Raw genomic sequence first — 26,522 nt, 5'->3', positions numbered from 1 at the left:
CTCCGTTATGTAATGAAACAATGTTTCATTTAACTTATCTCACCCTGCGATAAAAAGAAATGACGCGACAAAGAAGTGGAAAGAGGATCACAAGTTTGCTTCACTGGGAGAAACACATTAGGAGGGATGCATGAAAACGATCGGCCTGTTGGGTGGGATGAGCTGGGAATCGACCATCCCCTATTACCGCCTGATTAATGAAGGGGTGAAACAGCGTCTGGGTGGCCTGCACTCCGCGAGCCTGCTGCTGCACAGCGTCGATTTCCATGAAATCGAAGCCTGCCAGTCGAGCGGCGAGTGGGATAAAGCCGGGGAGATCCTGGCGCTGGCGGCGCTGGGGCTGGAGCGTGCGGGGGCGGAAGGCATTTTGCTCTGTACCAACACCATGCATAAAGTGGCGTCTCATATCGAAGACCGCAGTTCGCTGCCGTTCCTGCATATCGCGGATGCGACCGGGCGCGCGATTCGTGCATCCGGGATGTCGCGCGTGGCGCTGCTGGGCACACGCTATACGATGGAGCAGGATTTTTATCGCGGCCGTCTGAGCAGCGAGTTAGGGATTGAAAGCCTGATCCCGGACGAGGCTGACCGCGCGCGCATCAATCAGATCATCTTCGACGAGCTATGTCTCGGCACCTTCAGCGAAACGTCCCGCGCGTACTACCTCAGCGTCATCGAGAGGCTCGCGCAGCAGGGAGCGGAAGGGGTGATCTTCGGCTGCACGGAAATCGGTTTGCTGGTGCCGGCCGAGCGCAGCGCCATTCCGGTGTTCGACACCGCGGCCATTCACGCCGCCGATGCCGTCGAGTTTATGCTGTCATAGGGCGTTTTGTAGGTCAGGTAAGCGAAGCGCCACCTGACGCGCGTGCTCGGTCAAATGCCCGGTGAAAGCGTCCACCAGCGCCGAAGCCGGACGATGCAGGGGGCGAATAAGGCTCACGGTGAAGGGAACGGACACGCTAAACCTGCGGATGACGATCCCGCTTCCGGCATAGTCCAGCGCCGTGAGGGGATTGACGACCGCTACGCCCACGCCCGCGCGCACCATGGCGCATATTGACGCCGCGCTGTGCGTTTCTACTACCATCCGCCGTTTCACCTGATGTTCGGCAAACAGCGAATCCAGCAGCTGACGGTAGCTGTCGGTCTGGGACAGGCTGATGTAGTTTTCCCCGTGAAAATCTGCAGGCGTCAGCACGGCCTTACCGGCGAGCCGATGCCCGGCGGGCAAGACGCAAACTTCATCCAGCGAGAGCAACTCCGTGCGCTCTGTGCCTGCGGGTGTGGCGAGCGTTTCCGTCAGGCCCAAATCGTGGCGCTGGGCGGAAAGCCACTCTTCAAGCAGCGGTGACTCCTGCGGAACAATGGTGAGATTGACCTCAGGATAGCGGGCCAGAAACGGCTGCAGCAGCGTCGGCAGAAACGACTGGGAAAAGACGGGCAGGCAGACGATGGAAAGCTCACCCTGGCGAAACTCCCGCAAACTCTCCGCCGCGCTGACGATCCTGTCCAGCCCGTACCACGAGCGCTGGACTTCTTCGAACAAACGTAATCCTTGCACCGTCGGGTGAAGCCTGCCGCGCGCGCGTTCAAACAGCTTAAGCCCCAGCACCTTTTCAAAACGCGCCAGCTCACGGCTGACCGTTGGCTGCGAGGTATGCAGCATCTGTGCGGCTTCCGTGAGATTACCGGCGGTCATCACGGCGTGAAAAATCTCGATGTGGCGTAGGTTAACGGCGGGCATAGGGCACCTGAAAGCGGGTGAGGGTTCCATATCATTTTTGCATAGAGTCGGGATAAAACGATATTTTTTATTCCCTTCATTTTGTGGCGTAATCATAAAAAAATGATTCATGCCCCGGAGATAACCATGCCACGCCCGCTGAACCAGACTGATACTGATTTGAACGCCGATAACCTGCTGCGCCTGCCTGCCGAATTCGGCTGCCCGGTGTGGGTCTACGACGCGCAGATCGTTCGCGAGAAGATCGCCGCGCTGCATCAGTTCGACGTGGTGCGTTTTGCCCAGAAAGCCTGCTCGAATATTCATATTCTGCGCCTGATGCGCGAGCAGGGGGTAAAGGTTGACTCCGTTTCTCTGGGCGAAATTGAGCGCGCGTTGGCGGCCGGGTTTGATCCGAAAGCCGACGGTGACGCAATCGTCTTTACTGCCGACGTGATCGACGACGCTACGCTTGCGCGCGTGCATGAGCTGCAGATCCCGGTCAACGCGGGCTCTGTGGATATGCTGGAACAGCTGGGTCAGGTGTCTCCCGGCCACCGCGTCTGGCTGCGCGTGAACCCGGGCTTTGGCCACGGTCATAGTCAAAAAACCAATACCGGCGGCGAAAACAGCAAGCATGGCATCTGGTTTGCCGATATGCCCGCCGCGCTTGAGGTATTGCAGCGTTATAACCTGAAGCTGGTGGGGATTCATATGCACATCGGGTCAGGCGTGGATTATGGTCACCTTGAGCAGGTGTGCGGTGCGATGGTGCGCCAGGTGCTCGACTTCGGGCAGGATCTGGAGGCGATCTCCGCAGGCGGCGGGTTGTCCATTCCTTACCGTGAAGGGGAAGAGGCGATCGATACCGATCACTATTACGGACTGTGGAGTGCGGCGCGCGACAAAATTGCTGCCCATCTGGGCCATCCGGTAAAACTGGAGATCGAACCGGGGCGTTTCCTGGTGGCTGAGGCTGGCGTGCTGGTGGCACAGGTGCGTAGCGTGAAAGAGATGGGAAGCCGTCACTTTGTGCTGATTGATGCAGGCTTTAACGATCTGATGCGTCCGTCTATGTACGGCAGCTATCACCACATCACGGCGCTCGCTGCGGACGGTAGCGATCTGATTAACGCGCCGCGCGTAGAAACCGTCGTGGCGGGCCCGCTGTGCGAATCCGGCGACGTTTTTACCCAGCAGGAGGGCGGCAAAGTGGAAACGCGCGCGCTGCCAGAAGTGAAGCCGGGTGATTATCTGGTGCTGCACGACACCGGGGCGTACGGCGCGTCAATGTCCTCAAACTACAACAGCCGCCCGCTGCTGCCGGAAGTGCTGTTTGATAACGGCGTGGCGCGACTGATTCGCCGCCGCCAGACCATTCAGGAACTGCTGGCGTTAGAACTCGTCTGAGTAAAATACGGCCCCGTTGTCACCGAGTCGCGCAACACCAGCGTGCCGGTAAACGGCGGGATCGCTTCGACCGGCTGGTTTTTTGCCAGCCGGATCGCCTGATCGATCGCCGTGACGATCATGTTGTCAATCGGCAGATACACCGATGAGAGCGCTGGCTCCAGCCATTTTGCACTCGGCGCATCGTCAAACCCAAACAGCGAAATATCCTGCGGGATCTTCAGCCCGGCCTGGTGTAATGCTTTGGACGCGCCGAGCGCCATATCATCGTTACAGGCAAACAGCGCGCTGAACGGTACCTTTTCCTCAATCAACGCTTTGCACAGCTCATATCCCCGCGTCATTCCCGCATCGCCGTATTTAATCCGCCGCTCGTCCAGCCGAATACCGTGCTTTTCCAGCGCCTTGCGGTAGCCCATCAGACGCGCTTTTCCGGTTGGGGTGTGGATAGGAACGGTGATGCAGGCGATCTCCCTGTGGCCCTGGCTTATCAGGTAATCCACCGCTTTGAATGCCGCATCCTGTTGTTCGAAGAAGACGCAGCGATCCGCCGCCTGGCTGACCTCCCGGTTGATCACCACCAGCGGGGTCTGCACCCTGTTCATCAGCTTGATGATCGCCTTTTCACTCATGTAGCGGGTGTACAGCACGATGGCATCGCACTGACGATCCGCCAGCATCTGTACAGCCTGCTCTTCCTGCTCCGGCGCGTCGTGACCGTCGGTCACGATCAGCTGTTTACCGTGCGTTTCTGTTTGTCGGGAGGCCTGCTGCAGCAGGCGGCCGAAGTAAAATCCGTCGAAGGTGGAGACCACCAGACCAATGCTGTTGCTGGTCTGGTTGGCGAGCGAACGCGCGAGAAAGTTTGGGCGATAGCCCAGTTCTTCCATCGCCGCGAACACCTGCTGACGCGTACTCTCTTTAACCTGACCCGTGCCGTTCAGCACGCGCGAGACGGTGGCCTTTGACACGCCCGCACGCAGTGAGACATCCAGCATTGTTGCCATTCGAAATTCCTGCTTCCACGTAATGGCATGCAGTTTAACACAGACCATCCGTCGCATAAGCGACGCGGGAAGGGCAAAACGCCCACCAGGATCACGCTTTTCAGTCACGATCCATCAGGTCAGGACAAACGGCTGTAAGTGGTATGCCAAATCAGTCATAAATCATAATCTGGAATACCGGATGTCGCGTTGAGAGCTTAATCACAGAACAAATCGGGGCGTGAAGCTATTTTTGGTATGCCAATAGTATCCGGCTGTACACCTTATTCAATAAAAGCCCTTTTACTGAGGTATTACCCTATGGCATTACAGGAAAAACTGATCGACGCTCTGGGCAGTTTTGCCACCAAATTCAACAGCTATCGCTATATCATGGCGATCAAGTCTGCCTTTATTACCTTAATGCCGGTCATCATCGTTGGGGCATTTTCTGTTCTTATTTCCAACATGGTGCTGGATCCGAAAAATGGCCTGGCGAGCTTTGAGTCTTTGTCATTTCTCGCTGCGCTAAAACCGATTACCAGTGCGCTCAATTACGCCACGCTGAACTTCCTCAATATCGGCGCGGTGTTCCTGATCGGTATTGAGCTGGGGCGCATTAACGGCATTAAATCGCTGTTCCCCGGCCTGCTGGCGGTAATTTGCTTTATCTGCGTCACGCCGACTACCGTAGAGATGCTGGTGGACGGCGAAATGCACGTGGTGAAAGACGTGCTGCTGCGCCAGTTTTCCGATACCCGCAGCCTGTTCCTCGGCATGTTTATCGCCATTCTGTCGGTTGAGATTTACTGCTGGCTGGAGAACCGCAAGGGGCTGAAAATCAGAATGCCAGACACCGTGCCGCCTAACGTGGCGGCGTCGTTCTCCGCGCTGATCCCGGCCATTATCACTACCACCGCCATTGCCACCTTTGGCTTTGTGTTCCACCAGCTTACCGGCATGTACCTCTACGACGCGGTTTATCAGGTGGTGCAGCAGCCGCTTGAGCGCGTGGTGCAAAGCCTGCCGGGCATTCTGCTGCTGATGTTTGTCGCCCAGCTGTTCTGGGTGATCGGCATTCACGGCAACCAGATGATCAAGCCGATCCGCGAGCCGCTGCTGCTGGGGGCGATAACCGTCAACATGAGCGCGTTCGAGCAGGGCAAAGAGGTGCCAAACATCATCACCATGCCGTTCTGGGATGTGTATATGAGCATTGGCGGCTCAGGGCTCACTATCGGCCTGCTGATCGCGGTGATGATTGCCACCAAACGCAAAGAGATGAAGGAGATCGCCAAGCTCTCCATCGGTCCTGGCCTGTTCAACATCAACGAGCCGGTGATTTTCGGTATGCCAATCATGCTCAACCCGATCCTTGCCATTCCGTTCATCATTACCCCGCTGGTGACGGGCTCCATCGGTTATTTTGCGACGGTGACCGGTTTTGCCGGCAAAGCCGTGGTGATGGTGCCGTGGACCACGCCGCCGCTGATTAACGCATGGCTCTCTACCGCAGGCTCGATGGGGGCGGTGATCACCCAGCTTATCTGCATTGTGACGGCGGTGATTATCTATCTGCCGTTTGTGAAAATTGCCTCACGCCGTGCGGAGCAGGCCGCGTTGAAGCAAGCCACCGATAACGTATGAGGACGTGATGAGCACAAAACATATTACGGTACCGCAGGATTTCATTCTGGGCGCAGCGGCATCAGCCTGGCAAACCGAGGGCTGGAGCGGTAAAAAACCGGGTCAGGATTCGTGGATCGATCTCTGGTACAAGAACGATCGTCACGTCTGGCATAACGGCTACGGCCCGGCGGTGGCGACCGATTTTATCAACCGCTTTCGCGAGGACGTGGCCCTGATGAAGCAGGCGGGGCTGACGCACTACCGCACCTCCATCAACTGGTCGCGTTTTTTGACCGACTATGAAAACGCGACGGTGGACGAAGAGTACGCCGCGTACTACGACGCGCTGTTCGATGAGATGCATCGTCAGGGCATCGAACCGATGATCTGCCTGGAGCATTACGAGCTCCCTGGCGCGCTGCTTGAAAAATACGGCGGCTGGGCGTCGAAGCATGTGGTTGAGCTGTTTGTCCGCTACGCGGAAAAGGTGTTTGACCGTTACCACGGCAAAGTCACCCGCTGGTTTAGCTTCAACGAGCCGATCGTGGTGCAGACCCGCGTTTACCTGGACGCGCTGCGCTGGCCGTACGAGCAGAACACGGGTACGTGGATGCAGTGGAATCACCACAAGGTGCTGGCGACGGCGAAGGTCGTGAAGCTATTCCGGGAAAAGGGATATGACGGCTCCGTCGGCTGTATTCTCAACCCGGAAGTGACCTACCCGCGTTCCCGCGCGCCACACGACGTGCGGGCGGCGGAGATCTACGATCTGTTTTATAACCGCGTGTTCCTCGACCCGCTGGTGCACGGCCGCTACCCGCAGGAACTCGTTACTCTGCTTGAGCAGCATCAGGTTGATTGGGACTACACGGCGGATGAGCTGGCGCTGATTGCCGACAACACCGTGGACGAGCTGGGCATCAACCTCTATTACCCGCACCGGGTGAAAGCGCCTTCCCGCGCCTGGCACCCGGAGACGCCGTTCCACCCGGCGTACTACTACGAGCCGTTCGAGCTGCCGGGGCGGCGGATGAACAGATCCCGCGGCTGGGAGATTTATCCGCGCATTATCTATGACATGGCGATGCGGATTAAAAAGGAGTACCGCAATATCGACTGGTTCGTGGCGGAGAGCGGTATGGGGGTTGAAAACGAAGCCCAGTTCCGCAATCGTGACGGCGTTATCGACGATACGTACCGCATCGATTTTATCAGCGAGCACCTCTACTATGCGCTGCTGGCGCGTGAAGAAGGGGCAAACTGCCACGGCTATATGCTCTGGGCCTTTACCGATAACGTCTCGCCGATGAACGCCTTCAAAAACCGCTATGGGTTAATTGAAATCGACCTCGAAAACAACCGCGCCCGCCGCGCGAAAACATCGGCCTCCTGGTTTCGTCAGCTGCGCGATGAGCGCGTGCTGACGCTCAGTGTTGACGATGAATGGAACCAGGCATTCTGATAAAATAGCGCACAAACTGGCCGGGAGGACGCCCGGCCTGCGCTTAACTGAAAAACACAGGTGAAAACGTGGATAAGGCTGTCATCCTGCCGGAAAAAAAACAGTACCAGGAAATTGGCGAGGATTTACGGGCGCAAATTATCCAGGGGCATTATCCCGTTGGGTCGCGCCTGCCGCCGGAGCGCAACATTGCCGAGACCTACGGCGTAAGCCGTACTATCGTGCGTGAGGCGCTACTGATGCTGGAGCTACAGGGCACGGTGGATATTCGTCAGGGGTCCGGCGTCTACGTGATGCGTATTCCTGAAGAACATGAAAACGAGGAAGAACGCTTCCTCAATAGCGACGTTGGCCCGTTTGAGATTTTACAGGCGCGCCAGCTCCTCGAAAGCAACATCGCCGCCTTTGCCGCCAAAATGGCAACGCGCGCGGATATCGACAACCTGCGCCGCATCATCGAGCAGGAGCAGCGGGCCATTGCCGCGGACGATCGCAGCCAGGACAACAACAAGATGTTCCACCTGGTACTGGCGGGGGCGACGCAAAACCAGATGCTGCTGGCGACCGTCGAGAGCATCTGGCATCACATGGACAGCAGCCCGCTGTGGCAGCAGTTTAACGTCCACATCGCCAGCCGCGCGTATCGCCTTAAATGGCTGGGCGACCGGCAGACCATCCTTGCAGCCCTGCGCCGTCGCGACGTCATGGGCGCGTGGCAGGCCATGTTCCAGCATCTGGAAAACGTGAAAAAGAGTTTGCTGGAGCTGTCGGATGAAGATGCGCCGGATTTCGACGGCTATCTGTTTGAATCTGTTCCCCTGTTCCAGGGGAAACTGGTATGACGATCCTGCCGCTGTACGCCGCGCCGCAGTTTGCGGAGCAGGCGATCGACTGGATTTGGCGGGCCTTCGGTGACGGCCTGCCGCGTGAATTTTTCCAGAGCGTTATCGATCACAGCCAGACACCCGGCGCGCTGCCGCTGACGTTTATTGCCGTTGAGGATGAACGGCTTCTGGGCACCGTCGGATTATGGCGCTGCGATCTCATCACGCGTCAGGATCTTTATCCCTGGCTGGCGGCGCTGTACGTGGATGAGGCGGCGCGAGGAAAGGGACTCGCGGGGAAGCTTCAGGAGCATGTTATTGCGTATGCCGCGCAGGCCGGGTACACCGAGCTACATCTGTGGTCTGCCTGCCGCGACTTCTACGAACGCTACGGCTGGCAGTACATTGGCGATGGGCTGGAATACCCGAATACGCAGGTTCACCTCTACCGTTATTCGCTCTGTGCTTCTGCAAGAGACGCAACGGAATGACGGCGCACCAGCGTCGGGCTGAACAAATGCGTAATATCCGGTGGCTGGCGCTGTTCAGCCAGCGCTAACGCCAGCTCGGCGGCTTGCGTCGCCATGGTGATAATGGGGTAACGCACTGTCGTCAGGCGCGGGCGCACGTAGCGAGACACCAGCACATCATCGAAGCCAATCAGCGAAATTTCTGCCGGAACCTCAATGCCGTTGTCATTTAACACGCCCATTGCCCCTGCGGCCATCGAGTCGTTATAGCTGGCCACCGCCGTGAAATTTCGTCCGCGACCTAACAGCTCCGTCATGGCCTGCTCGCCACCGCTTTCATCGGGTTCACCATACGCCACCAGCCGGTCGTTACACGGCAAACCGTTTTCACGTAGCGCGTCGTAATACCCCTGCAAACGATCTTCCGCGTCGGAAATAGGGTGGTTTGAGCACAGGTAGCCAATTCGGGTATGACCTTGCTGAATCAGGTGTCGCGTGGCAAGCCAGGCGCCGTAGCGGTCATCCAGCGCCACGCAGCGCTTTTCGAAGCCGGGAATGATGCGGTTGATGATCACCATACCGGGCATTTGCTTCATCAAATGAATGAGTTCGACATCGGGGATCATTTTCGCGTGAACCACCAGGGCGGCACAGCGGTGACGAATCAGCTGTTCAATGGCCTGGCGCTCTTTGAGTTCATTATGATAGCCGTTGCCGATCAGCAGAAAATTACCCGTCTGGTAAGAAACCTGCTCAACTGCTTTTACCATCGCCCCGAAAAACGGATCGGAAACATCGCCCACGACCAGACCGATGGTTTCGGTAGATTGCTGCGCAAGGGCGCGCGCATTGGCGTTGGGGTGATAATTCAGGTTTTCCATGGCGTCCTGCACGGCCTGGCGTGATGCGTCACTGGCTTTAGGAGAGTTATTAATCACGCGGGAGACGGTCGCGACGGAAACACCAGCCAGACGAGCCACATCCTTAATTGTCGCCATTTATTACCTTCTTATTAGGGGTAAGCGTTTACACACTAACTAGTGTTACGGAAAAGCGGCACGCATTCAAGGGGAGCGGGGTAACACCCTCGCCAAACGTGACGCAGAACACCCCAGGTCGTGTAATCGTTACACGGGCAGACATGTCAAAATAATGTTAATCCGAACCTTTAGTTACACTTTTCCTCAGGCTGTTGCGATTGTCCGGTAGCGGGGACAATGTCGAGGTTGATAGAGTCGAGATCCCAGAGGTATTGATAGGTGGAATCAACTCCGGTTGATTAACACGATTTACACCAACCTGCGTTTATACGCAGGTTTTTTTTGCCTGTAAGTTCAACCTGTAACAGCAAAAGAGAATATACACACCTGGTTGCACTTAGGCTCATTCCCTTGCGTTTTCTCACTGGCGAAGCGCCGGGTGAACGGCCACAATCAAGATCCCAGAGGTATTGATTGGTGAGAATTCTTAGTACGGTTTCGTACTCATCTCTTGCACCAACCTGCGCGGATGCGCAGGTTTTTTTTCGCCTCCGTTTTTGCTGTCGCTCCCTCCCCACTTCTCGTGTAATCTGCCACCATTTACTATCAACCCTTCATTCTGGCTGGCAAAGGGAGTTGAAATGCTTTTTGGGTTCTTCCGCACACTGTTCCGTATTCTCTTCCGTCTCCGCGTCACGGGCGATGCGCAGGCACTTTATGGCGAACGTGTTCTTATCACGCCGAACCACGTTTCTTTTCTTGATGGCATATTGCTGGCGCTGTTTTTACCCGTGCGGCCAGTCTTTGCGGTCTACAGCTCCATCAGCCAAAAATGGTACATGCGCTGGCTGGCGCCGCTGATTGATTTTGTCCCGCTCGACCCAACAAAACCGATGATGATCAAACATCTGGTGCGTCTGGTTGAGCAGGGGCGTCCGGTGGTCATTTTTCCCGAGGGGAGAATTTCCGTGACCGGTTCGCTGATGAAAATTTATGACGGGGCCGGTTTTGTCGCGGCGAAGTCACAGGCCACCGTGGTGCCGCTGCGCATTGATGGAGCAGAACTGACCTATTTCAGCCGCCTGAAGGGGTTAGTGAAGCAGCGCATGTTCCCCAAGATTACCCTGCATATTCTGCCGCCCACAACGCTCCCTATGCCGGAAGCGCCGCGCGCGCGCGATCGTCGTAAAATCGCCGGTGAAATGCTCCATCAGATAATGATGGAAGCGCGCATGGCCGTCCGTCCGCGCGAGACGTTGTACGAATCTCTGCTGTCGGCGCAGTACCGCTACGGCGCGAAGAAAAACTGCATTGAAGACATCAACTTCACCCCGGACACCTATCGCAAACTGCTGACCAAAACCCTGTTCGTGGGCCGTATTCTTGAGAAGTACAGCAAGCGGGGCGAAAAAATTGGCCTGATGCTGCCTAACGCCGGGATCAGCGCGGCGGTGATTTTTGGTGCCGTTTCTCGCGGGCGTATTCCGGCGATGATGAACTACACGGCGGGTGTGAAAGGGCTTACCAGCGCCATCACTGCTGCCCAGATTAATACCGTCTTTACTTCCCGTCAGTTCCTGGAAAAAGGCAAGCTCTGGCACCTGCCGGAGCAGCTTACCCAGGTACGCTGGGTCTTCCTGGAAGATCTGAGAGCGGACGTCACGACGCTCGACAAGCTGTGGATTTTTGCTCACCTGCTCGCGCCTCGCCTGGCGCAGGTCAAACAGCAGCCGGAAGATGATGCGATTATCCTTTTCACCTCCGGCTCTGAGGGCAACCCGAAAGGCGTCGTCCACAGCCACAAAAGCATTCTGGCGAACGTTGAGCAGATCAAAACGATTGCCGACTTTACCGCTAACGATCGCTTTATGTCCGCGCTGCCGCTGTTCCACTCTTTCGGCCTGACCGTCGGTCTCTTTACGCCGCTGCTCACCGGTGCCGAAGTATTCCTCTACCCAAGCCCGCTGCACTACCGCATTGTGCCGGAGCTGGTTTATGACCGTAATTGTACCGTGCTGTTCGGCACGTCAACGTTCCTTGGCAACTATGCGCGCTTCGCCAATCCGTATGATTTCTTCCGCGTGCGCTACGTGGTTGCCGGTGCGGAAAAACTGCAGGACAGCACGCGGCAGATTTGGCAGGACAAGTTTGGCCTGCGCATTCTGGAAGGCTACGGCGTCACGGAGTGCGCGCCGGTGGTCTCTATCAACGTGCCGATGGCGGCGAAACCGGGGACGGTTGGCCGCATTCTTCCGGGGATGGATGCGCGCCTGCTGGCGGTACCGGGGATTGAAGAGGGGGGGCGCCTGCAGCTGAAAGGACCCAACGTGATGAACGGCTATCTTCGCGTAGAAAACCCAGGCGTGCTCGAAGCGCCAACGGCGGAAAACGTCAACGGGGAGGTTGAGACCGGCTGGTACGACACGGGTGATATTGTACGCTTCGACGAGCAGGGCTTCGTGCAGATCCAGGGACGTGCAAAACGCTTCGCTAAAATTGCGGGCGAAATGGTCTCCCTTGAAATGGTGGAGATGCTGGCAACAGCGGTCTCCGCTGACAAACTGCACGCCACGGTTGTGAAGAGCGATGCGAATAAAGGTGAGGCGCTGGTGCTCTTCACCACGGACAGTGAGCTTAAGCGTGACGCGTTGCTTAAGCATGCGCGCGAGCATGGTATCCCTGAACTGGCCGTGCCGCGTGATATTCGCTACCTCAAACAGCTTCCGGTGCTGGGCAGCGGTAAGCCCGATTTCGTGACCCTCAAGGGCATGGTGGAAGAGGCGGAACAGCAAAATGCATGAGTCAGCACAGGCTAACAACTCACTCCGGTCGAAGGGCATGATGGCGGTTATCGCCGCGCAGTTTCTCTCTGCGTTCGGTGATAACGCGCTGTTGTTTGCCACGCTGGCGTTGCTCAAGGCCGAGTTTTACCCCGACTGGAGCCAGCCTATCCTCCAGATGGTGTTTGTGGGTGCTTACATTATTTTCGCGCCGTTTGTTGGGCAGGTGGCGGACAGCTTCCCTAAAGGTCGGGTGATGATGTTCGCCAACGGCCTGAAGCTGTTGGGTGCGGCAAGTATCTGCTTTGGTATCAACCCGTTTATCGGCTATACGCTGGTAGGCATTGGCGCGGCATCTTACTCTCCGGCGAAGTATGGCATCCTGGGCGAGCTGACGACGGGCGATAAGCTGGTTAAAGCCAATGGTCTGATGGAGTCCTCTACCATCGCGGCGATTTTGCTCGGGTCCGTGGCGGGCGGTGTACTGGCGGACTGGCATGTGCTGGCGGCTCTGGGCGTTTGTGCGGTGGTGTACGGCGGGGCGGTTGTCGCGAACCTGTTTATTCCCAGACTGCCGGTGGCGCGTCCGGGTCAGTCCTGGCGTTTCGGGCCGATGACCGGCAGCTTCTTTAACGCCTGCCGCGTACTGTGGCGCAACGGTGAAACGCGTTTCTCATTGATGGGAACCAGCATGTTCTGGGGGGCGGGCGTCACGCTACGTTTCCTGCTGGTGCTGTGGGTACCGATGGCGCTGGGGATCACCGACAACGCAACGCCAACCTACCTGAATGCAATGGTCGCCGTTGGGATTGTCGTCGGGGCAGGGGCGGCGGCGAAACTGGTCACGCTTGAGACCGTTGCGCGCTGTATGCCTGCAGGGATTTTAATCGGTGTCGGCGTGCTGTTCTTCTCGCTTCAGCATGCGTTGTTGCCAGCGTACGTGCTGCTTATCCTGATTGGTATACTGGGTGGTTTCTTTGTGGTGCCGCTGAATGCGCTTTTGCAGGAGCGCGGAAAGCAGACCGTGGGGGCCGGAAATGCCATTGCCGTGCAAAACCTTGGCGAAAACGTAGCGATGCTGCTGATGCTGGGCCTTTATTCGCTGGCGGTCAAAGTGGGTGTGCCGGTGGTGGCCATTGGCGTCGGGTTTGGCGCGCTGTTTGCGCTGGCGATTACGGGATTATGGATCTGGCAGCGTCGGCGTTGATAAGTGCGGCCTGATGCCCTCACCCCGGCCCTCTCCCACAGGGAGAGGGGGCAAACCCTAAAAACGGCAACGTGTGTTGCCGTTTTGCTTTTATTACGGTGCAGGATAAGTATAAACCTGATGCACCGCTTCAATCTCCGCTAACACCTCTTCACTCAGGTTCAGATTGAAACTCTCAATATTGGTTTTCAACTGTTCCATAGTGGTTGCGCCCAGCAGGGTGCTGGCAACAAACGGCTGACGTCGCACGAAGGCTAGCGCCATATGCGCAGGGTCAAGACCGTGACGCTTCGCGATATCCACATAGGCCGCAACGGCTTTCTGCGTTTGCTCACCGCTGTAGCGGGTAAAGCGGCTGAAGAGCGTGTTACGCGCCCCGGCAGGCTTCGCGCCGTTCAGGTATTTGCCCGTCAGCGTGCCGAAGCCGAGACAGGAATAGGCCAGCAGCTCCACCTCTTCATACTGTGTCACTTCCGCCAGACCAACCTCATAGCTGCGGTTAAGCAGGCTGTACGGGTTCTGGATGGTGACGATGCGCGGGAGATCGTGTTTATCGGCAAGGTGCAGATAACGCATCACGCCAAATGCCGTTTCGTTAGACACGCCGATGTAGCGGATTTTCCCCGCGCGCTGGCACTCGGTCAGCGCTTCCAGTGTTTCCAGCAGCGTAACGGCGGGCGCGCTCTCGTTCCAGCTGTAGCCGAGCTTGCCAAAGCAGTTAGTCGGACGCTGCGGCCAGTGTACCTGGTAGAGGTCGAGATAGTCGGTTTGCAGACGCTTCAGGCTGGCATCCAGCGCGGCGCGAATATTCTTACGATCGAGGATCTGGTTTGGGCGGATCCCGGCATCGTTATTACGAGAGGGGCCGCTGACTTTTGAGGCGATAACGAGCTTTTCGCGATTGCCGCGTTTTGCCAGCCAGTTTCCCACATAAGTTTCAGTCAGCCCCTGCGTTTCCGGACGGGGAGGAACAGGGTACATCTCTGCGACGTCAATCAGGTTAATACCCTGGCTGACGGCGTAATCGAGTTGTGCATGGGCATCGGCTTCGCTGTTTTGTTCACCAAATGTCATCGTGCCCAACCCCAGTTGGCTTATCTCCAGAGCGCTATGGGGGATACGGTGATAATGCATAGCCGGCTTCCTTCATTAAACATACGGACGCGTCAGGAACTTCCCGACAAAGGAATATAAACATGGCAGAGGGGAAGCAAAAGGGGAAGGGAAAAATCAAAAAGGCCAGCAAGCGACTGACCTTTAACGGGTTTAGCGCTCGATAATTTGCGAGACTTCGTCGCGGTTAATCTGCATTTTATTCCCTGCCGGGTCGCGGTAACTCACCAGCCCGGTATCGTCGTCGACTTCGGGTTTACCATCGGTCAGGATCATCCGACCATCTTTTGTAGACATAACATAATCACTGCTACAGCCTGATACCGCAAACGCCAACCCGACTGCAGAAATTAACACTGCCCATTTTTTCATCGTTATCGTCCTCACCTGGCTTGTATTAAATCATAGTGTAGTAATAACCTGATATGACGAAAGCAGGAAGTAGTAAAATCTTAAAAACCAGGTGATTATGTTTGATAGCTCGCAAAATTCGTTAAAAACCTACGTTTTTAGTAAAAAATGGCGTGCGAGCAGCGTGCCAGTGAAATTCTTTTTGAGATAAAAGCCGCGAGGCAACGTCAGGATCGGCTCGCCATGAGCGCCGATCGCTTCGGTAAGGGCCTTGCTGTTGGCCGCCTTTGGACGCAGCTGCAACACCTCACCATGACGGGCGGTGATGCGCTCAACCTGCCCAAGGACGATCATGTCCATTAGCTCTTCCCAGTCCAGACGCAACTGCTGCTCTTCGTCTTCATCAGGGCTCCAGAGCAGCGGCGCGCCCACCCGCCGTTCGGCTAGCGGGATCTGCCGTTCACCTTCCACCGGAACCCACAGTACGCGTTTCAGTTTATGACGTACGTGGCTGGTTTCCCAGGTTACGCCGGTATTGCCGGTCAACGGCGCCACGCAGACAAACGTGGTTTCCAGCGGTCTTCCCTGCCTGTCGATGGGGATCGTTTTTAACTCCACGCCCAGTGCGGCGAAATCTTGTTCAGGCTTACTGCCCGCGCTGGCACCTAACCACAGTTCCAGCAGCATGCCGATCCAGCCCTTGTCTCTTTTCAGATCGTCAGGGATCGGTAGGCCCGCCATTGCCGCCAGATCGCCAAGCGAATAGCCTGCCAGGCGCTGCGCCTGAGTCAGCAACTCGGTTTCGCTGGAGGGGGGAGTAAGCAAGGGAGCAAGCGGAAGCATGACGGTAACCTTCTGATTAAAAAATAAACTAAGAAATTATCCCTTGTGGATAGAGTCTACCGTTTTCTGTACGAATAATCCATGTATATGATTTATAGGTTTTTTTACTACTGGAAAATTATTATGGCCGCGGCTAAAAACAGGTTGTTCAAATCTGGTCACTGACAATAAACAGGATCTTACACCCTGTTATCCACAGAAAAGTGGGATAACTGGGAATAACCCACACTACTGTTTCGATTTACAGCCTTGACGTGCGACGAAAATCGAATTTTCAGACAAATTGTGCCTAACTTATTGGCACAATCTGTGGATAAAACCGACGCTGTTCGATCTTTCATCAGTACAACGATCGCTGATGTGATGATCGTCACGTTATCAGTCCTGGCATCAATAATTAAAGGTATAACATAATGAAATATAGTATTTTTTATAATGAGCGGTGTCAGCGGCTCTAAACGACGATTCAGGTTGTTCATCGGTAATTCCATACTTCTTCACAACTATATCCACAGAAAAGGTGAATAAAATTGCCCTTACGGTCCCTCATCTGTTTATAACTCCCCACATATTTGTGAGTTATTCAAATGTTATTAGGTTGCAAGCCTGTAAGAGAGTGGTTTACCGCCTCCCTGTAGTGTGAAACAATCATTCATATATAAGGTTTAGTTTGGGGTAGTCCGGTGATTGATGACGATGGCTACCGCCCGAACGTAGGAATAGTAATTTGTAATCGTCTGGGTCAGGTCATGTGGGCCCGTCGATATGGTCAGCACTCCTGGCAATTCCCGCAAGGCGGGATCAATCCAGGAGAGTCCCCAGAACAAGCGATGTACCGGGAGCTGTTTGAAGAGGTCGGTTTAAGCCGAAAAGATGTTCGCATCCTGGCTTCGACCCGCAACTGGTTGCGTTACAAGTTACCGAAACGTTTGGTGCGTTGGGACACAAAGCCGGTTTGTATCGGCCAGAAACAGAAGTGGTTTCTTCTGCAGTTGGTGGGCAACGATTCAGATATCAATATGCAAACCAGCAGTACGCCGGAGTTTGATGGCTGGCGTTGGGTGAGCTATTGGTATCCTGTTCGTCAGGTCGTGTCATTTAAGCGCGATGTTTACCGTAGGGTGATGAAAGAGTTCGCAAGTGTTGTCATGCAGCTTCAGGAGATCCCGCCTAAGCCGCAAAGCGCACCTGCCTGGCGACGTAAAAGAGGTTAAGCTACGCAAATCATGCTCACCCGCTTGCGCGAAATAGTCGAGAAGGTCGCCAGTGCGCCTCGCCTGAACGAGGCGCTGAATATTCTGGTGACTGATATCTGTCTGGCGATGGAAACCGAAGTTTGTTCGGTGTATCTGGCCGACCATGACCGGCGTTGCTATTACCTGATGGCGACTCGTGGTTTGAAAAAACCACGAGGCCGCACCGTTACGCTCGCTTTTGATGAAGGTATTGTTGGGCTGGTTGGTCGTCTGGCCGAACCCATTAACCTTGCTGATGCGCAAAAACACCCTAGCTTCAAATATATTCCTTCCGTAAAAGAAGAGCGCTTCCGCGCCTTCCTGGGCGTGCCGATTATCCAGCGTCGTCAGCTGCTTGGCGTTCTCGTTGTTCAGCAGCGGGAACTGCGCCAGTACGATGAAAGCGAAGAGTCATTCCTTGTGACGCTCGCCACGCAGATGGCCGCCATCCTCTCTCAGTCTCAGCTTGCTGCCCTGTTTGGCCAGTATCGTCACACGCGCATACGTGCGCTCCCGGCGTCACCGGGTGTGGCAATTGCCGAAGGCTGGATGGACGCCACGTTGCCGCTGATGGAGCAGGTTTACGAGGCCTCGACGCTTGATGAAGCGCTCGAGCGCGAGCGTCTTACCGCTGCACTGGAAGAAGCTTCCAACGAATTTCGCCGCTACAGCAAACGCTTTGCTGCGGGTGCGCAAAAAGAGACGGCGGCGATCTTTGACCTCTATTCGCACCTGCTTTCTGATGCGCGTCTGCGCCGTGAGCTTTTCGCGGAAGTGGATAAAGGTTCGGTGGCCGAATGGGCCGTTAAAAAAGTCATTGAAAAATTTGCCGAGCAGTTTGCGGCACTGACCGATGGTTATTTGAAGGAGCGTGCCGGGGATTTACGCGCGCTGGGGCAGCGTTTGCTGTTCCATCTTGATGACACCATTCAGGGCGCGAATGCCTGGCCAAAACGGTTTGTGCTGGTAGCAGATGAACTTTCAGCGACGACGCTGGCAGAGCTACCGCAAGACAGGCTCGCTGGGGTCGTGGTGCGCGATGGTGCCGCCAACTCTCATGCTGCCATCATGGTGCGCGCGCTCGGTATTCCAACCGTCATGGGGGCCGATATCCAGCCCTCGGTGCTCCACCGCCGCACGCTGGTGGTGGATGGCTATCGCGGTGAACTGCTGGTCGATCCTGAGCCCGTACTGCTGCAGGAATACCAGCGTCTCATTAGTGAAGAGAATGAATTAAGCAAGCTGGCAGAAGATGACGTCAACCTGCCCGCGCAGCTCAAAAGCGGTGAGCGGATCAAAGTCATGCTCAACGCCGGGTTAAGCCCCGAGCACGAAGAGAAGCTCGGCAGCCGCATCGACGGTATCGGCTTATACCGCACTGAAATCCCGTTCATGCTGCAAAGCGGCTTCCCGTCAGAAGAGGAGCAGGTGGCGCAGTATCAAGGGATGCTGCAGATGTTTAACGACAAACCGGTCACGCTGCGCACGCTGGACGTCGGGGCAGATAAACAACTGCCGTACATGCCAATCAGTGAAGAAAACCCATGTCTGGGTTGGCGCGGGATCCGCATCACGCTCGACCAACCGGAGATCTTCCTGATCCAGGTTCGTGCCATGCTGCGTGCAAATGCGGCAACGGGCAACCTCAGCATTTTATTGCCGATGGTCACCAGCATTGACGAGATCGACGAAGCAAAACGCTTGATCGAACGTGCGGGCCGCGAAGTGGAAGAGATGATCGGCTATGCGATCCCTAAACCACGTATTGGCGTGATGCTCGAAGTGCCGTCGATGGTCTTTATGCTGCCGCAGCTGGCAAACCGCGTTGATTTTATCTCCGTCGGGACCAACGATTTAACGCAGTACATACTGGCCGTTGATCGAAATAACACGCGCGTCGCGAGTATCTATGACAGCCTGCATCCGGCAATGCTCCGGGCTCTCGCCATGATTGCCCGTGAAGCGGAGCAGCACGGTCTTGATTTGCGTCTGTGTGGTGAAATGGCGGGCGATTCGATGTGCGTTGCCATCCTGATTGGCCTGGGCTTCCGTCACCTGTCCATGAACGGCCGTTCTGTCGCGCGCGTGAAGTATCTGTTACGTCATATTGAAATAGAAGATGCCCGCGAGTTGGCGGAACGCAGTCTGGACGCACAGATGGCAGCCGAAGTACGGCACCAGGTTGCGGCGTTTATGGAACGACGCGGCATGGGTGGCCTAATCCGCGGCGGCCGCTGAAGCCTTTCCTCCTCTCCCCGTGGGAGAGGGCTGGGGTGAGGGCATCAGGCCGCACAATACCCTATACACATCTTTTACATCTCAGGCGCATCCTCCATGCCTGCCTTATGCTATGATTCGCACCTTTGGAGCCTCTGCGACACGCAGAAGCGCATTTCTACCGCTGTCCACTTTCAGCGGAATAACAACATCTTGTGGTGACAGATGAACAGTGGTTATCTGCATTTTCCGGAATTTGATCCGGTTATTTTCTCAGTAGGACCTGTCGCGCTGCACTGGTACGGTTTGATGTACCTGGTGGGCTTCATTTTTGCGATGTGGCTTGCAGGACGTCGCGCGGGTCGTCCCGGCAGTGGCTGGACGAAGAACGAAGTTGAGAACCTGCTGTATGCTGGCTTCCTCGGGGTATTCCTGGGCGGGCGTATTGGCTATGTCCTGTTCTATAACTTCCCGGTATTCCTCAACGATCCGCTCTATCTGTTCCGCGTCTGGGATGGGGGAATGTCCTTCCACGGTGGCCTGATTGGTGTGATCCTGGTGATGGTGATCTTCGCCAAACGCACCAAACGCAACTTCTTCCAGGTGGCTGATTTTATTGCTCCACTGATCCCATTCGGGCTGGGAGCGGGGCGTCTGGGTAACTTTATCAACGGCGAACTGTGGGGCCGTGTTGACCCGAGCGTGCCGTATACGATGCTCTTCCCGGGCTCTCGTGCAGAGGATATCGCGCTGCTGCCATCGCATCCGGAGTGGCAATCCATTTTCGATACCTACGGTGTTCTGCCGCGCCATATGTCCCAGCTTTATGAGCTGGCGCTGGAAGGTGTGGTGCTGTTTATCATCCTGAACCTCTTCATCCGCAAGCCGCGTCCTATGGGGGCTGTCTCCGGTCTGTTCCTGATCGGCTACGGTGCGTTCCGCATCATCGTTGAATTCTTCCGTCAGCCGGATGCACAGTTCACCGGCGAGTGGGTGCAGTACATCAGCATGGGGCAGATCCTCTCCATTCCGATGATTGTCGCGGGTGCCATTATGATGATTTGGGCGTATCGTCGTCGTCCACAGCAACAAATTTCCTGAGGAACCATGAAACAGTATCTTGAATTGATGAAAAAAGTGCTCGATGAGGGCACGCCGAAAAATGACCGCACCGGTACCGGTACGCTCTCCATTTTTGGCCACCAGATGCGCTTTAATCTGCAAGAAGGCTTCCCTCTGGTGACGACGAAGCGCTGCCATCTGCGCTCGATCATTCATGAACTGCTCTGGTTCCTGCAAGGCGATACCAACGTTGCCTATCTGCATGAAAACAACGTCTCTATCTGGGACGAATGGGCAGATGAAAACGGCAACCTGGGCCCGGTTTACGGTAAGCAGTGGCGTGCATGGCCAACGCCTGACGGTCGCCATATTGACCAGATCACCACCGTGATGAACCAGCTGAAAAACGACCCGGATTCGCGCCGAATCATCGTTTCCGCCTGGAATGTGGGTGAACTGGACAAAATGGCGCTGGCACCCTGCCATGCGTTCTTCCAGTTCTATGTGGCGGATGGCAAGCTCTCCTGCCAGCTTTATCAGCGTTCTTGCGACGTGTTCCTCGGTCTGCCGTTTAACATCGCCAGCTATGCGCTGTTAGTTCACATGATGGCGCAGCAGTGCGATCTCGACGTGGGCGATTTCGTCTGGACGGGTGGGGATACCCATCTCTACAGCAACCACATGGAGCAGACGCATCTCCAGCTTACTCGCGAACCGCGTACGCTGCCGAAGCTGATTATCAAACGTAAACCAGACTCGATCTTCGATTACCGCTTTGATGATTTTGAGATTGAGGGTTACGACCCGCATCCCGGCATCAAAGCGCCCGTCGCTATCTGATACGGCAGATACTCACACAACCGGTGCTTTTTAGCGCCGGTTTTTTTTCGTTCTCGATTTGTTTTACGAGCCGTTTTCCAGAGACGCTGCAACGTCCTGCAACAGTCGACATTCACTGGATGACGGCTCGTAAAAACCTGATTTGCCCCTCGCTGCTTTTCCCGTATTTCGCCACACTCCCGGCATGAAAAAAGAGAACGGCTTTACGCTTATCGAAACCCTGGTGGCCATTTCGCTGGTCGTGATCCTGAGCGCAACGGGTTTATACGGCTGGGACAGTTGGCAACGACAGCAGCGGCTCTGGCAAACCGCCGTACAGATACGCGACTACCTGGTGTTTCTTCGCAATGATGCGAATCGGCACAATCGTGACCACCTCATTACGCTTCAGCGGGATGAGGCTGGCATCTGTCTGTTGAGTTCTGTCGTACAAGGCTGTGTGAAGGAGAGTGCCTTTGTGCTGATTCCACTTTGGGCTGACGTCACCATAAGTGAGTTAACACCCTCATTAGGGTTCTATGGATTAAGAGATACAGCGTGGGCGGGGCGGATACGTGTGAACAGCCGTGCAGGAGAATGGCTGATTATTGTCTCAAATGGAGGGCGCATCAGGATGTGCAATGCTTCAGAGGGAGGGGGATGTCAATGAACCAGCACGGTTTCTCACTTACAGAGGTCTTGATTGCCACGGCTATCAGCAGCCTTTTGCTCATAAGCGCATCGCGTTTTTTACCGGGTTTACAGCGGGCGGTATTACTGCAGTCCGGTCAGCGGGAGGTGGAAGAAGAGGTCTGGCAAAGGCTTTTTGCCCTCGGCAAACAGCTGCAGAGAGCGGGATATTGCGCGGGTAACTGTCCAGGGCAAGGCCTGGTGACGGCAAGGCAGGGGAGCTGCGTCATTGTGCAGTGGGATGCAAACAGTAACGGCATCTGGGATGCCTCTGCAGCAGAAAACGACAGCACAGGGTTTCGTCTTGAGTCTGGTGCGCTAGAAACGCTGCGTGGGGCGACATCCTGTGAAGGAAAAGGATGGGAAAAACTCACTGACCCGAACAGGCTGGTGATCCAGCACTTTAGGGTCGATAAGGTTGAACACGCCGGTTTCGCGGCTGAGTTGAATATCGAGCTGGCCGCCATTCGTCAGGGTGAAAAGGGTGAGCCCTTCCAGGCTATTTATGGCGTCACGGGGTATAACTTGTGAACCGTCAGCGCGGGATGTCTTCGCTGGCGCTGGTACTGCTTTTACTGGTGTTAGGCACGCTGATCCTCACGGGACTTAATCAGCAACTGACTACATTTAGCGCACTCGTTGGCGGCGAGAGCCGTTCACTCCAGCAGCAGGCATCTGCGCAATCAGCCCTTGAGTGGGGGCGCGTTCAGGATTGGCTGGTCTCCCCTGGGGTGCAATGCAAAAAGGCGTCGACGTGGCGAGCATGCATGCGGCGGCTGAGCGAGTCGCGTGTTTTGCTCATCGCCGGAAACAATGACCTTTTGCTCTGGCGTGCAGGAGAGGTAATCGACGGGAAGATTCATTTTTTGCCCCACGGCTGGAGTGATTTTTGTCCACTTAAGGAGAAGGCGCTATGCCAGTTGCCGTAAACAGAGAAAAAGGATTTAGCCTGGTTGAGGTTCTGCTGGCGATGATGCTGCTGGTGATAATCGTCACGGCACTGTCGGGTTATCATCGGGCACTGGCGGCGCGATTTACCCTGTATAACCAGTATCGTCAGCTTTGGCATCATGCCTGGAATCAGGCTCAGCTCTCAACCCCCATTCTCCCCGAAGGCTGGCAGGCCAGTCGGGGGCAGACAACGAACGCCAGATGTGTCAGCATCACGGTTACACTTATTTCTCCTCTGGGGCGGCGCGGCGCGATGACGCGTCTGCATTGCCCGGTTAGCCAGTAGTCGGGAGCGTCTATGTTAAGGGTCTACCACTCAAATCGTCTGGATGTGCTGGAAGCACTGATGGAATTTATCGTTGAGCGCGAGCGGCTTGACGATCCTTTTGAGCCTGAAATGGTGCTGGTGCAGAGCACCGGTATGGCGCAGTGGCTGCAAATGTCGCTTTCCCGGAAATTTGGCATAGCGGCAAACATTGATTTCCCGCTGCCCGCGAGTTTTATCTGGGAGATGTTTGTGCGCGTACTGCCCGACATCCCTGAACAGAGCGCCTTCAACAAGCAGAGCATGAGCTGGAAGCTGATGTCCCTGCTGCCCGATATGCTGTCAGGCGATGCGTTCGCCATGCTGCGCCACTACCTTAATGACGATACCGATAAGCGCAAGCTGTTCCAACTGGCATCGCGCACGGCCGATCTCTACGACCAGTATTTAGTGTACCGGCCTGAATGGCTGACAGCCTGGGAAGCGGGTGAACGGGTGGAGGGCTTGCCGGAAGCACAAGTCTGGCAGGCACCGTTATGGAAAGCACTGGTGGAACATACTGAGGCGCTCGGTCAACCAAAGTGGCACCGTGCAAACCTTTACCAACGGTTTATCTCGATACTCGAAAATGCGTCGGAGCGACCGGCTCGTCTGCCGTCACGCGTGTTTATCTGCGGTATTTCGGCTTTGCCGCCGGTCTATCTGGATGCGCTAAAAGCGCTGGGTAAACACATTGATATCCATATTTTGTTCACGAATCCCTGCCGCCACTACTGGGGTGATATCCAGGATGCGCGCTGGCTTTCACGGCTGGTCACGCGGCAGCGTCGACGTCTCTTTGAAGACCGCTCCGTGCCCTTGTTCAAGGATAGCTCGACAGCTGCGCAGCTTTTCGATGAAGAGGGCATTCAGAACCTGCCGAATCCGTTGCTGGCCTCATGGGGCAAGCTGGGACGTGACTACATTCACATGCTTTCTGACATTACGTCATCTGGCGAGGGGGACGTGGACGCCTTTGTCGAAATCGAATCTGACAGCCTGCTGCACAACATTCAGTTAGATATTCTGGATCTGGAAAACCGGGCCGTTATGGGCGTGACGGAAGAAGAGTTTGAACGCAGCGGCAGGAAACGGAAGCTGGATCCTGACGATCGGAGTATTACCCTTCACGTTTGCCATAGCCCACAGCGTGAGGTGGAAATCCTGCACGATCGCTTGCTGGCAATGCTACAGGACGATCCTGAGCTCACGCCGCGCGACATTGTGGTGATGGTGGCAGACATCGACAGCTATAGCCCCTTTATTCAGGCCGTTTTTGGCAGCGCGACGGGGGAGCGATACCTTCCTTACGCCATTTCTGACCGTCGGGCACGTCAGTCCCATCCGGCCTTGCAGGCATTTATCTCCCTGCTGTCGCTGCCGGACAGCCGGTTTATCTCTGAAGATGTGCTGGCGCTGCTGGATGTCCCTGTTCTGGCTGCCCGTTTCAACATTAATGAAGAGGGGCTACGCTATCTTCGCCAGTGGGTAAACGAATCCGGCGTTCGCTGGGGTATTGATGACGACAACGTGCAGGAGTTTGAACTCCCACCAACGGGGCAGCACACCTGGCAGTTTGGCCTGACGCGAATGCTGCTCGGGTACGCAATGGAGAGCAGCCAGGGTGAATGGAATGACGTTCTGCCATACGACGAGTCCACCGGGTTAATCGCGGAGCTGGTCGGGCATTTAGCCTCGTTGCTGATGCAGCTCAACCGCTGGCGACGGGAGCTGATGCAGCCGCGCCCGCTGGACGCCTGGCTGCCGGTGTGCCGGGAAATGCTCACGGATTTCTTCCTGCCGGACAGTGAAACCGAAGCGGCGATGGCGCTCATTGAAAAGCAGTGGCAGGCCATCGTGGATGAGGGCGTGAATTCGCACTATCAAGAGGCGGTGCCTTTGTCGCTTCTGCGTGATGAGTTGACCCTGCGTCTCGATCAGGAGCGTATTAGCCAGCGTTTCCTGGCAGGGCCGGTCAATATTTGTACCCTGATGCCGATGCGATCCATCCCGTTCAAAGTGGTGTGTCTGCTCGGGATGAATGACGGCATTTATCCTCGGGCACTACCGCCGTTAGGCTTTGACTTGATGAGTCCTAAACCGAAGCGGGGCGACCGCAGCCGCCGTGATGACGACCGTTATCTATTCCTGGAAGCGCTTATTTCAGCGCAGAGCAAGCTGTATATCAGTTACATCGGCCGGTCGATTCAGGACAACAGTGAACGTTTCCCGTCGGTTCTTGTGCAGGAGCTGGTGGACTATATCGGGCAGAGCCACTATTTGCCGGGAGACGAAGCGCGTAATTGTGATGAGAGCGAGCAGCGGGTGAAGGCCCACATCACCTTCTGTCACAGCCGTATGCCTTTCGATCCGGTGAACTATGTCGCCAATGAACACCAGAGTTATGCGCGCGAGTGGCTTCCGGCTGCGAAGAAAGAAGGGATGGCGCATACCAATTTCATTCAGGAACTGGATGAACTCCCCCTGGAAACGTTGACCTTCGAACAGCTTCAGCGTTTTTGGGCACACCCGGTGCGCGCGTTCTTCCAGCAGCGTTTGCAGGTCAACTTCCGTTCTGAAGAGAGTGAAATTCCTGATGCCGAACCCTTTATTCTGGATGGGTTGGAGCGCTACAAGCTGAATCTCCAGCTCCTGAATGCCCTGGTCGAACAGGAAGATGCTGCCACTCTATTTCGCCGCTACCGTGCCGCGGGTCAGTTGCCTTACGGTGCATTCGGGGAGATTGTCTGGGAGGCGCAGTGTCAGGAAATGAAGGCACTTGCTGAACGCGTTATTGAGTGCAGACAACCCGGTAAAAGCATCGAAATCGACCTTGACTGTAACGGTGTCCATTTGACCGGCTGGCTGACGCAGGTTCAGCCGGACGGACTGCTGCGCTGGCGGCCCTCGATCCTCAGCGTTTCACAGGGTTTGCAACTCTGGCTCGAACATCTTGTCTACAGTGCTGGCGGCAATATGGGTGAAAGCCGAATTTTCGTGCGCAAAGAGGGCGAATGGCGTTTTCCGCCGATGGAGGCTGAGCAGGCTTTGTGTTATTTGTCGCTTTACATCGACGGTTACCGCCGGGGAATGAATAAACCTCTGCTCCTGTTGCCCGAAAGCGGTGGCGCGTGGATAAAAGCCTGTTATGACGCGCAGAATGATGCCATGTTAACGGATGATGCTTCACTGCAGAAAGCGCGGAATAAGTTTGTGCAGGCCTACGAAGGTAACATGATGGTGCGTGGCGAAGGGGAAGATGTCTGGTATCAACGTTTGTGGCGAACGCTTGAGCCAGAATACTTCGACATGATCACTGAAGAGGCACAGCACTACCTGTTACCGTTGTTCAAATTTAATCAGTCCTGAGCGCTGTATAAAAATTGCGCAGTATGAGGTGTTCATTTATGATGCACTTCTTATCACGGACTGATGTACCCAATAAAAAGATGTTGGCGTGCCAGCA

23 protein-coding genes and 1 pseudogene are annotated in these 26,522 nt (G+C 55.7%); 17 read left to right on the top strand and 7 right to left on the bottom strand.

Annotated elements, in window-relative coordinates; all coding sequences use genetic code 11:
- The first annotated feature begins 130 nt into the window (after positions 1–130).
- Positions 131–823, top strand: a complete 693-nt coding sequence (locus tag ACOQH0_RS18400) for an aspartate/glutamate racemase (protein WP_421510953.1) — start codon at positions 131–133, stop codon at positions 821–823.
- Here ACOQH0_RS18400 and ACOQH0_RS18395 read toward each other — a convergent pair.
- On the bottom strand, positions 818–1,744 hold the full coding sequence (locus ACOQH0_RS18395; protein WP_010435167.1) for a LysR family transcriptional regulator: 927 nt from the start codon (positions 1,742–1,744) through the stop codon (positions 818–820). The genes ACOQH0_RS18400 and ACOQH0_RS18395 overlap by 6 nt on opposite strands.
- 126 nt (positions 1,745–1,870) lie before the next feature.
- Here ACOQH0_RS18395 and lysA point away from each other — a divergent pair, with 126 nt between their 5' ends.
- Positions 1,871–3,133, top strand: a complete 1,263-nt coding sequence (gene lysA / locus ACOQH0_RS18390) for a diaminopimelate decarboxylase (RefSeq protein WP_325827919.1) — start codon at positions 1,871–1,873, stop codon at positions 3,131–3,133.
- Here the strand turns inward: lysA and ACOQH0_RS18385 are convergent.
- Complete coding sequence (locus ACOQH0_RS18385; RefSeq protein ID WP_089601134.1) at positions 3,103–4,140, bottom strand: LacI family DNA-binding transcriptional regulator; 1,038 nt, start codon at positions 4,138–4,140, stop codon at positions 3,103–3,105. The two genes, lysA and ACOQH0_RS18385, sit on opposite strands and share 31 nt — an antisense overlap.
- 300 nt (positions 4,141–4,440) lie before the next feature.
- Here ACOQH0_RS18385 and ACOQH0_RS18380 point away from each other — a divergent pair, with 300 nt between their 5' ends.
- From ACOQH0_RS18380 to ACOQH0_RS18365, 4 genes are all read left to right on the top strand, one after another.
- The gene (locus tag ACOQH0_RS18380; protein ID WP_010435159.1) at positions 4,441–5,766 is read left to right on the top strand and encodes a PTS sugar transporter subunit IIC; all 1,326 of its coding nucleotides are present in this window, start codon (positions 4,441–4,443) and stop codon (positions 5,764–5,766) included.
- A 7-nt stretch (positions 5,767–5,773) separates the two neighbouring features.
- Positions 5,774–7,210: a glycoside hydrolase family 1 protein gene (locus ACOQH0_RS18375; protein WP_421510952.1), complete on the top strand. Its 1,437-nt coding sequence runs from the start codon at positions 5,774–5,776 to the stop codon at positions 7,208–7,210.
- A 68-nt stretch (positions 7,211–7,278) separates the two neighbouring features.
- Positions 7,279–8,052 carry a GntR family transcriptional regulator gene (locus ACOQH0_RS18370; protein ID WP_010435154.1) on the top strand — a complete coding sequence of 258 codons (774 nt, stop codon included), beginning with the start codon at positions 7,279–7,281 and terminating at the stop codon, positions 8,050–8,052.
- A complete protein-coding gene (locus ACOQH0_RS18365; protein WP_089601138.1) occupies positions 8,049–8,525 on the top strand; it encodes a GNAT family N-acetyltransferase in 477 nt (158 codons plus the stop codon). Before ACOQH0_RS18370 ends, ACOQH0_RS18365 begins: the two co-directional genes overlap by 4 nt.
- Here ACOQH0_RS18365 and galR read toward each other — a convergent pair.
- Complete coding sequence (galR, locus tag ACOQH0_RS18360) at positions 8,486–9,502, bottom strand: HTH-type transcriptional regulator GalR (RefSeq protein ID WP_421510951.1); 1,017 nt, start codon at positions 9,500–9,502, stop codon at positions 8,486–8,488. The two genes, ACOQH0_RS18365 and galR, sit on opposite strands and share 40 nt — an antisense overlap.
- A 623-nt stretch (positions 9,503–10,125) precedes the next feature.
- On the opposite strand from galR, the gene aas reads away from it, so the two are divergent.
- Positions 10,126–12,285 carry a bifunctional acyl-ACP--phospholipid O-acyltransferase/long-chain-fatty-acid--ACP ligase gene (gene aas, locus ACOQH0_RS18355; RefSeq protein ID WP_421510950.1) on the top strand — a complete coding sequence of 720 codons (2,160 nt, stop codon included), beginning with the start codon at positions 10,126–10,128 and terminating at the stop codon, positions 12,283–12,285.
- Positions 12,278–13,471 (top strand): lysophospholipid transporter LplT, encoded by a 1,194-nt coding sequence (gene lplT, locus ACOQH0_RS18350; protein WP_126815946.1) that lies wholly within the window; start codon positions 12,278–12,280, stop codon positions 13,469–13,471. The genes aas and lplT overlap by 8 nt, the downstream gene beginning before the upstream one ends.
- Positions 13,472–13,564: 93 nt before the next feature.
- Here the strand turns inward: lplT and ACOQH0_RS18345 are convergent, their stop codons facing one another.
- The 4 genes and pseudogenes from ACOQH0_RS18345 to ACOQH0_RS18330 form a co-directional block, all read right to left on the bottom strand.
- On the bottom strand, positions 13,565–14,605 hold the full coding sequence (locus ACOQH0_RS18345; RefSeq protein ID WP_421510949.1) for an NADP(H)-dependent aldo-keto reductase: 1,041 nt from the start codon (positions 14,603–14,605) through the stop codon (positions 13,565–13,567).
- Positions 14,606–14,737: 132 nt separating this feature from the next.
- Positions 14,738–14,956 carry a YgdI/YgdR family lipoprotein gene (locus ACOQH0_RS18340; protein ID WP_010435144.1) on the bottom strand — a complete coding sequence of 73 codons (219 nt, stop codon included), beginning with the start codon at positions 14,954–14,956 and terminating at the stop codon, positions 14,738–14,740.
- Positions 14,957–15,085: 129 nt separating this feature from the next.
- Entirely contained in the window at positions 15,086–15,778 is a 693-nt protein-coding gene (gene mutH / locus ACOQH0_RS18335; RefSeq protein WP_109081807.1) for a DNA mismatch repair endonuclease MutH, read from the bottom strand.
- 154 nt (positions 15,779–15,932) lie between these two features.
- Positions 15,933–16,007 (bottom strand): annotated as a pseudogene (locus tag ACOQH0_RS18330) (hypothetical protein); the annotation flags it as partial.
- 454 nt (positions 16,008–16,461) lie between these two features.
- On the opposite strand from ACOQH0_RS18330, the gene rppH reads away from it, so the two are divergent.
- The 9 genes from rppH (at position 16,462) to recC (ending at position 26,425) form a co-directional block, all read left to right on the top strand.
- Entirely contained in the window at positions 16,462–16,992 is a 531-nt protein-coding gene (gene rppH, locus ACOQH0_RS18325; protein ID WP_089601146.1) for an RNA pyrophosphohydrolase, read from the top strand.
- A gap of 12 nt (positions 16,993–17,004) precedes the next feature.
- A complete protein-coding gene (ptsP, locus tag ACOQH0_RS18320) occupies positions 17,005–19,251 on the top strand; it encodes a phosphoenolpyruvate--protein phosphotransferase (protein ID WP_108416347.1) in 2,247 nt (748 codons plus the stop codon).
- 204 nt (positions 19,252–19,455) lie between these two features.
- Positions 19,456–20,331, top strand: a complete 876-nt coding sequence (gene lgt / locus ACOQH0_RS18315; protein ID WP_010435139.1) for a prolipoprotein diacylglyceryl transferase — start codon at positions 19,456–19,458, stop codon at positions 20,329–20,331.
- 6 nt (positions 20,332–20,337) lie between these two features.
- Positions 20,338–21,132 carry a thymidylate synthase gene (gene thyA, locus ACOQH0_RS18310; RefSeq protein WP_089601150.1) on the top strand — a complete coding sequence of 265 codons (795 nt, stop codon included), beginning with the start codon at positions 20,338–20,340 and terminating at the stop codon, positions 21,130–21,132.
- Positions 21,133–21,316: 184 nt separating this feature from the next.
- Entirely contained in the window at positions 21,317–21,781 is a 465-nt protein-coding gene (locus tag ACOQH0_RS18305) for a prepilin peptidase-dependent protein (RefSeq protein WP_303569154.1), read from the top strand.
- Positions 21,772–22,332, top strand: coding sequence for a prepilin peptidase-dependent protein (locus ACOQH0_RS18300; protein ID WP_421510948.1), 561 nt, complete (start codon positions 21,772–21,774; stop codon positions 22,330–22,332). Before ACOQH0_RS18305 ends, ACOQH0_RS18300 begins: the two co-directional genes overlap by 10 nt.
- Entirely contained in the window at positions 22,329–22,730 is a 402-nt protein-coding gene (locus ACOQH0_RS18295) for a DUF2509 family protein (RefSeq protein ID WP_237844760.1), read from the top strand. Before ACOQH0_RS18300 ends, ACOQH0_RS18295 begins: the two co-directional genes overlap by 4 nt.
- Positions 22,715–23,038, top strand: coding sequence for a prepilin-type N-terminal cleavage/methylation domain-containing protein (locus ACOQH0_RS18290; RefSeq protein WP_325827931.1), 324 nt, complete (start codon positions 22,715–22,717; stop codon positions 23,036–23,038). The genes ACOQH0_RS18295 and ACOQH0_RS18290 overlap by 16 nt, the downstream gene beginning before the upstream one ends.
- 12 nt (positions 23,039–23,050) lie before the next feature.
- Positions 23,051–26,425, top strand: a complete 3,375-nt coding sequence (gene recC / locus ACOQH0_RS18285; RefSeq protein WP_421510947.1) for an exodeoxyribonuclease V subunit gamma — start codon at positions 23,051–23,053, stop codon at positions 26,423–26,425.
- Positions 26,426–26,522: the final 97 nt, after the last annotated feature.

This window comes from Enterobacter sp. JS8-1 (assembly GCF_049187015.1).
Classification (GTDB): domain Bacteria; phylum Pseudomonadota; class Gammaproteobacteria; order Enterobacterales; family Enterobacteriaceae; genus Enterobacter; species Enterobacter mori.
This window is presented reverse-complemented; position numbering and strand designations above follow the sequence as displayed.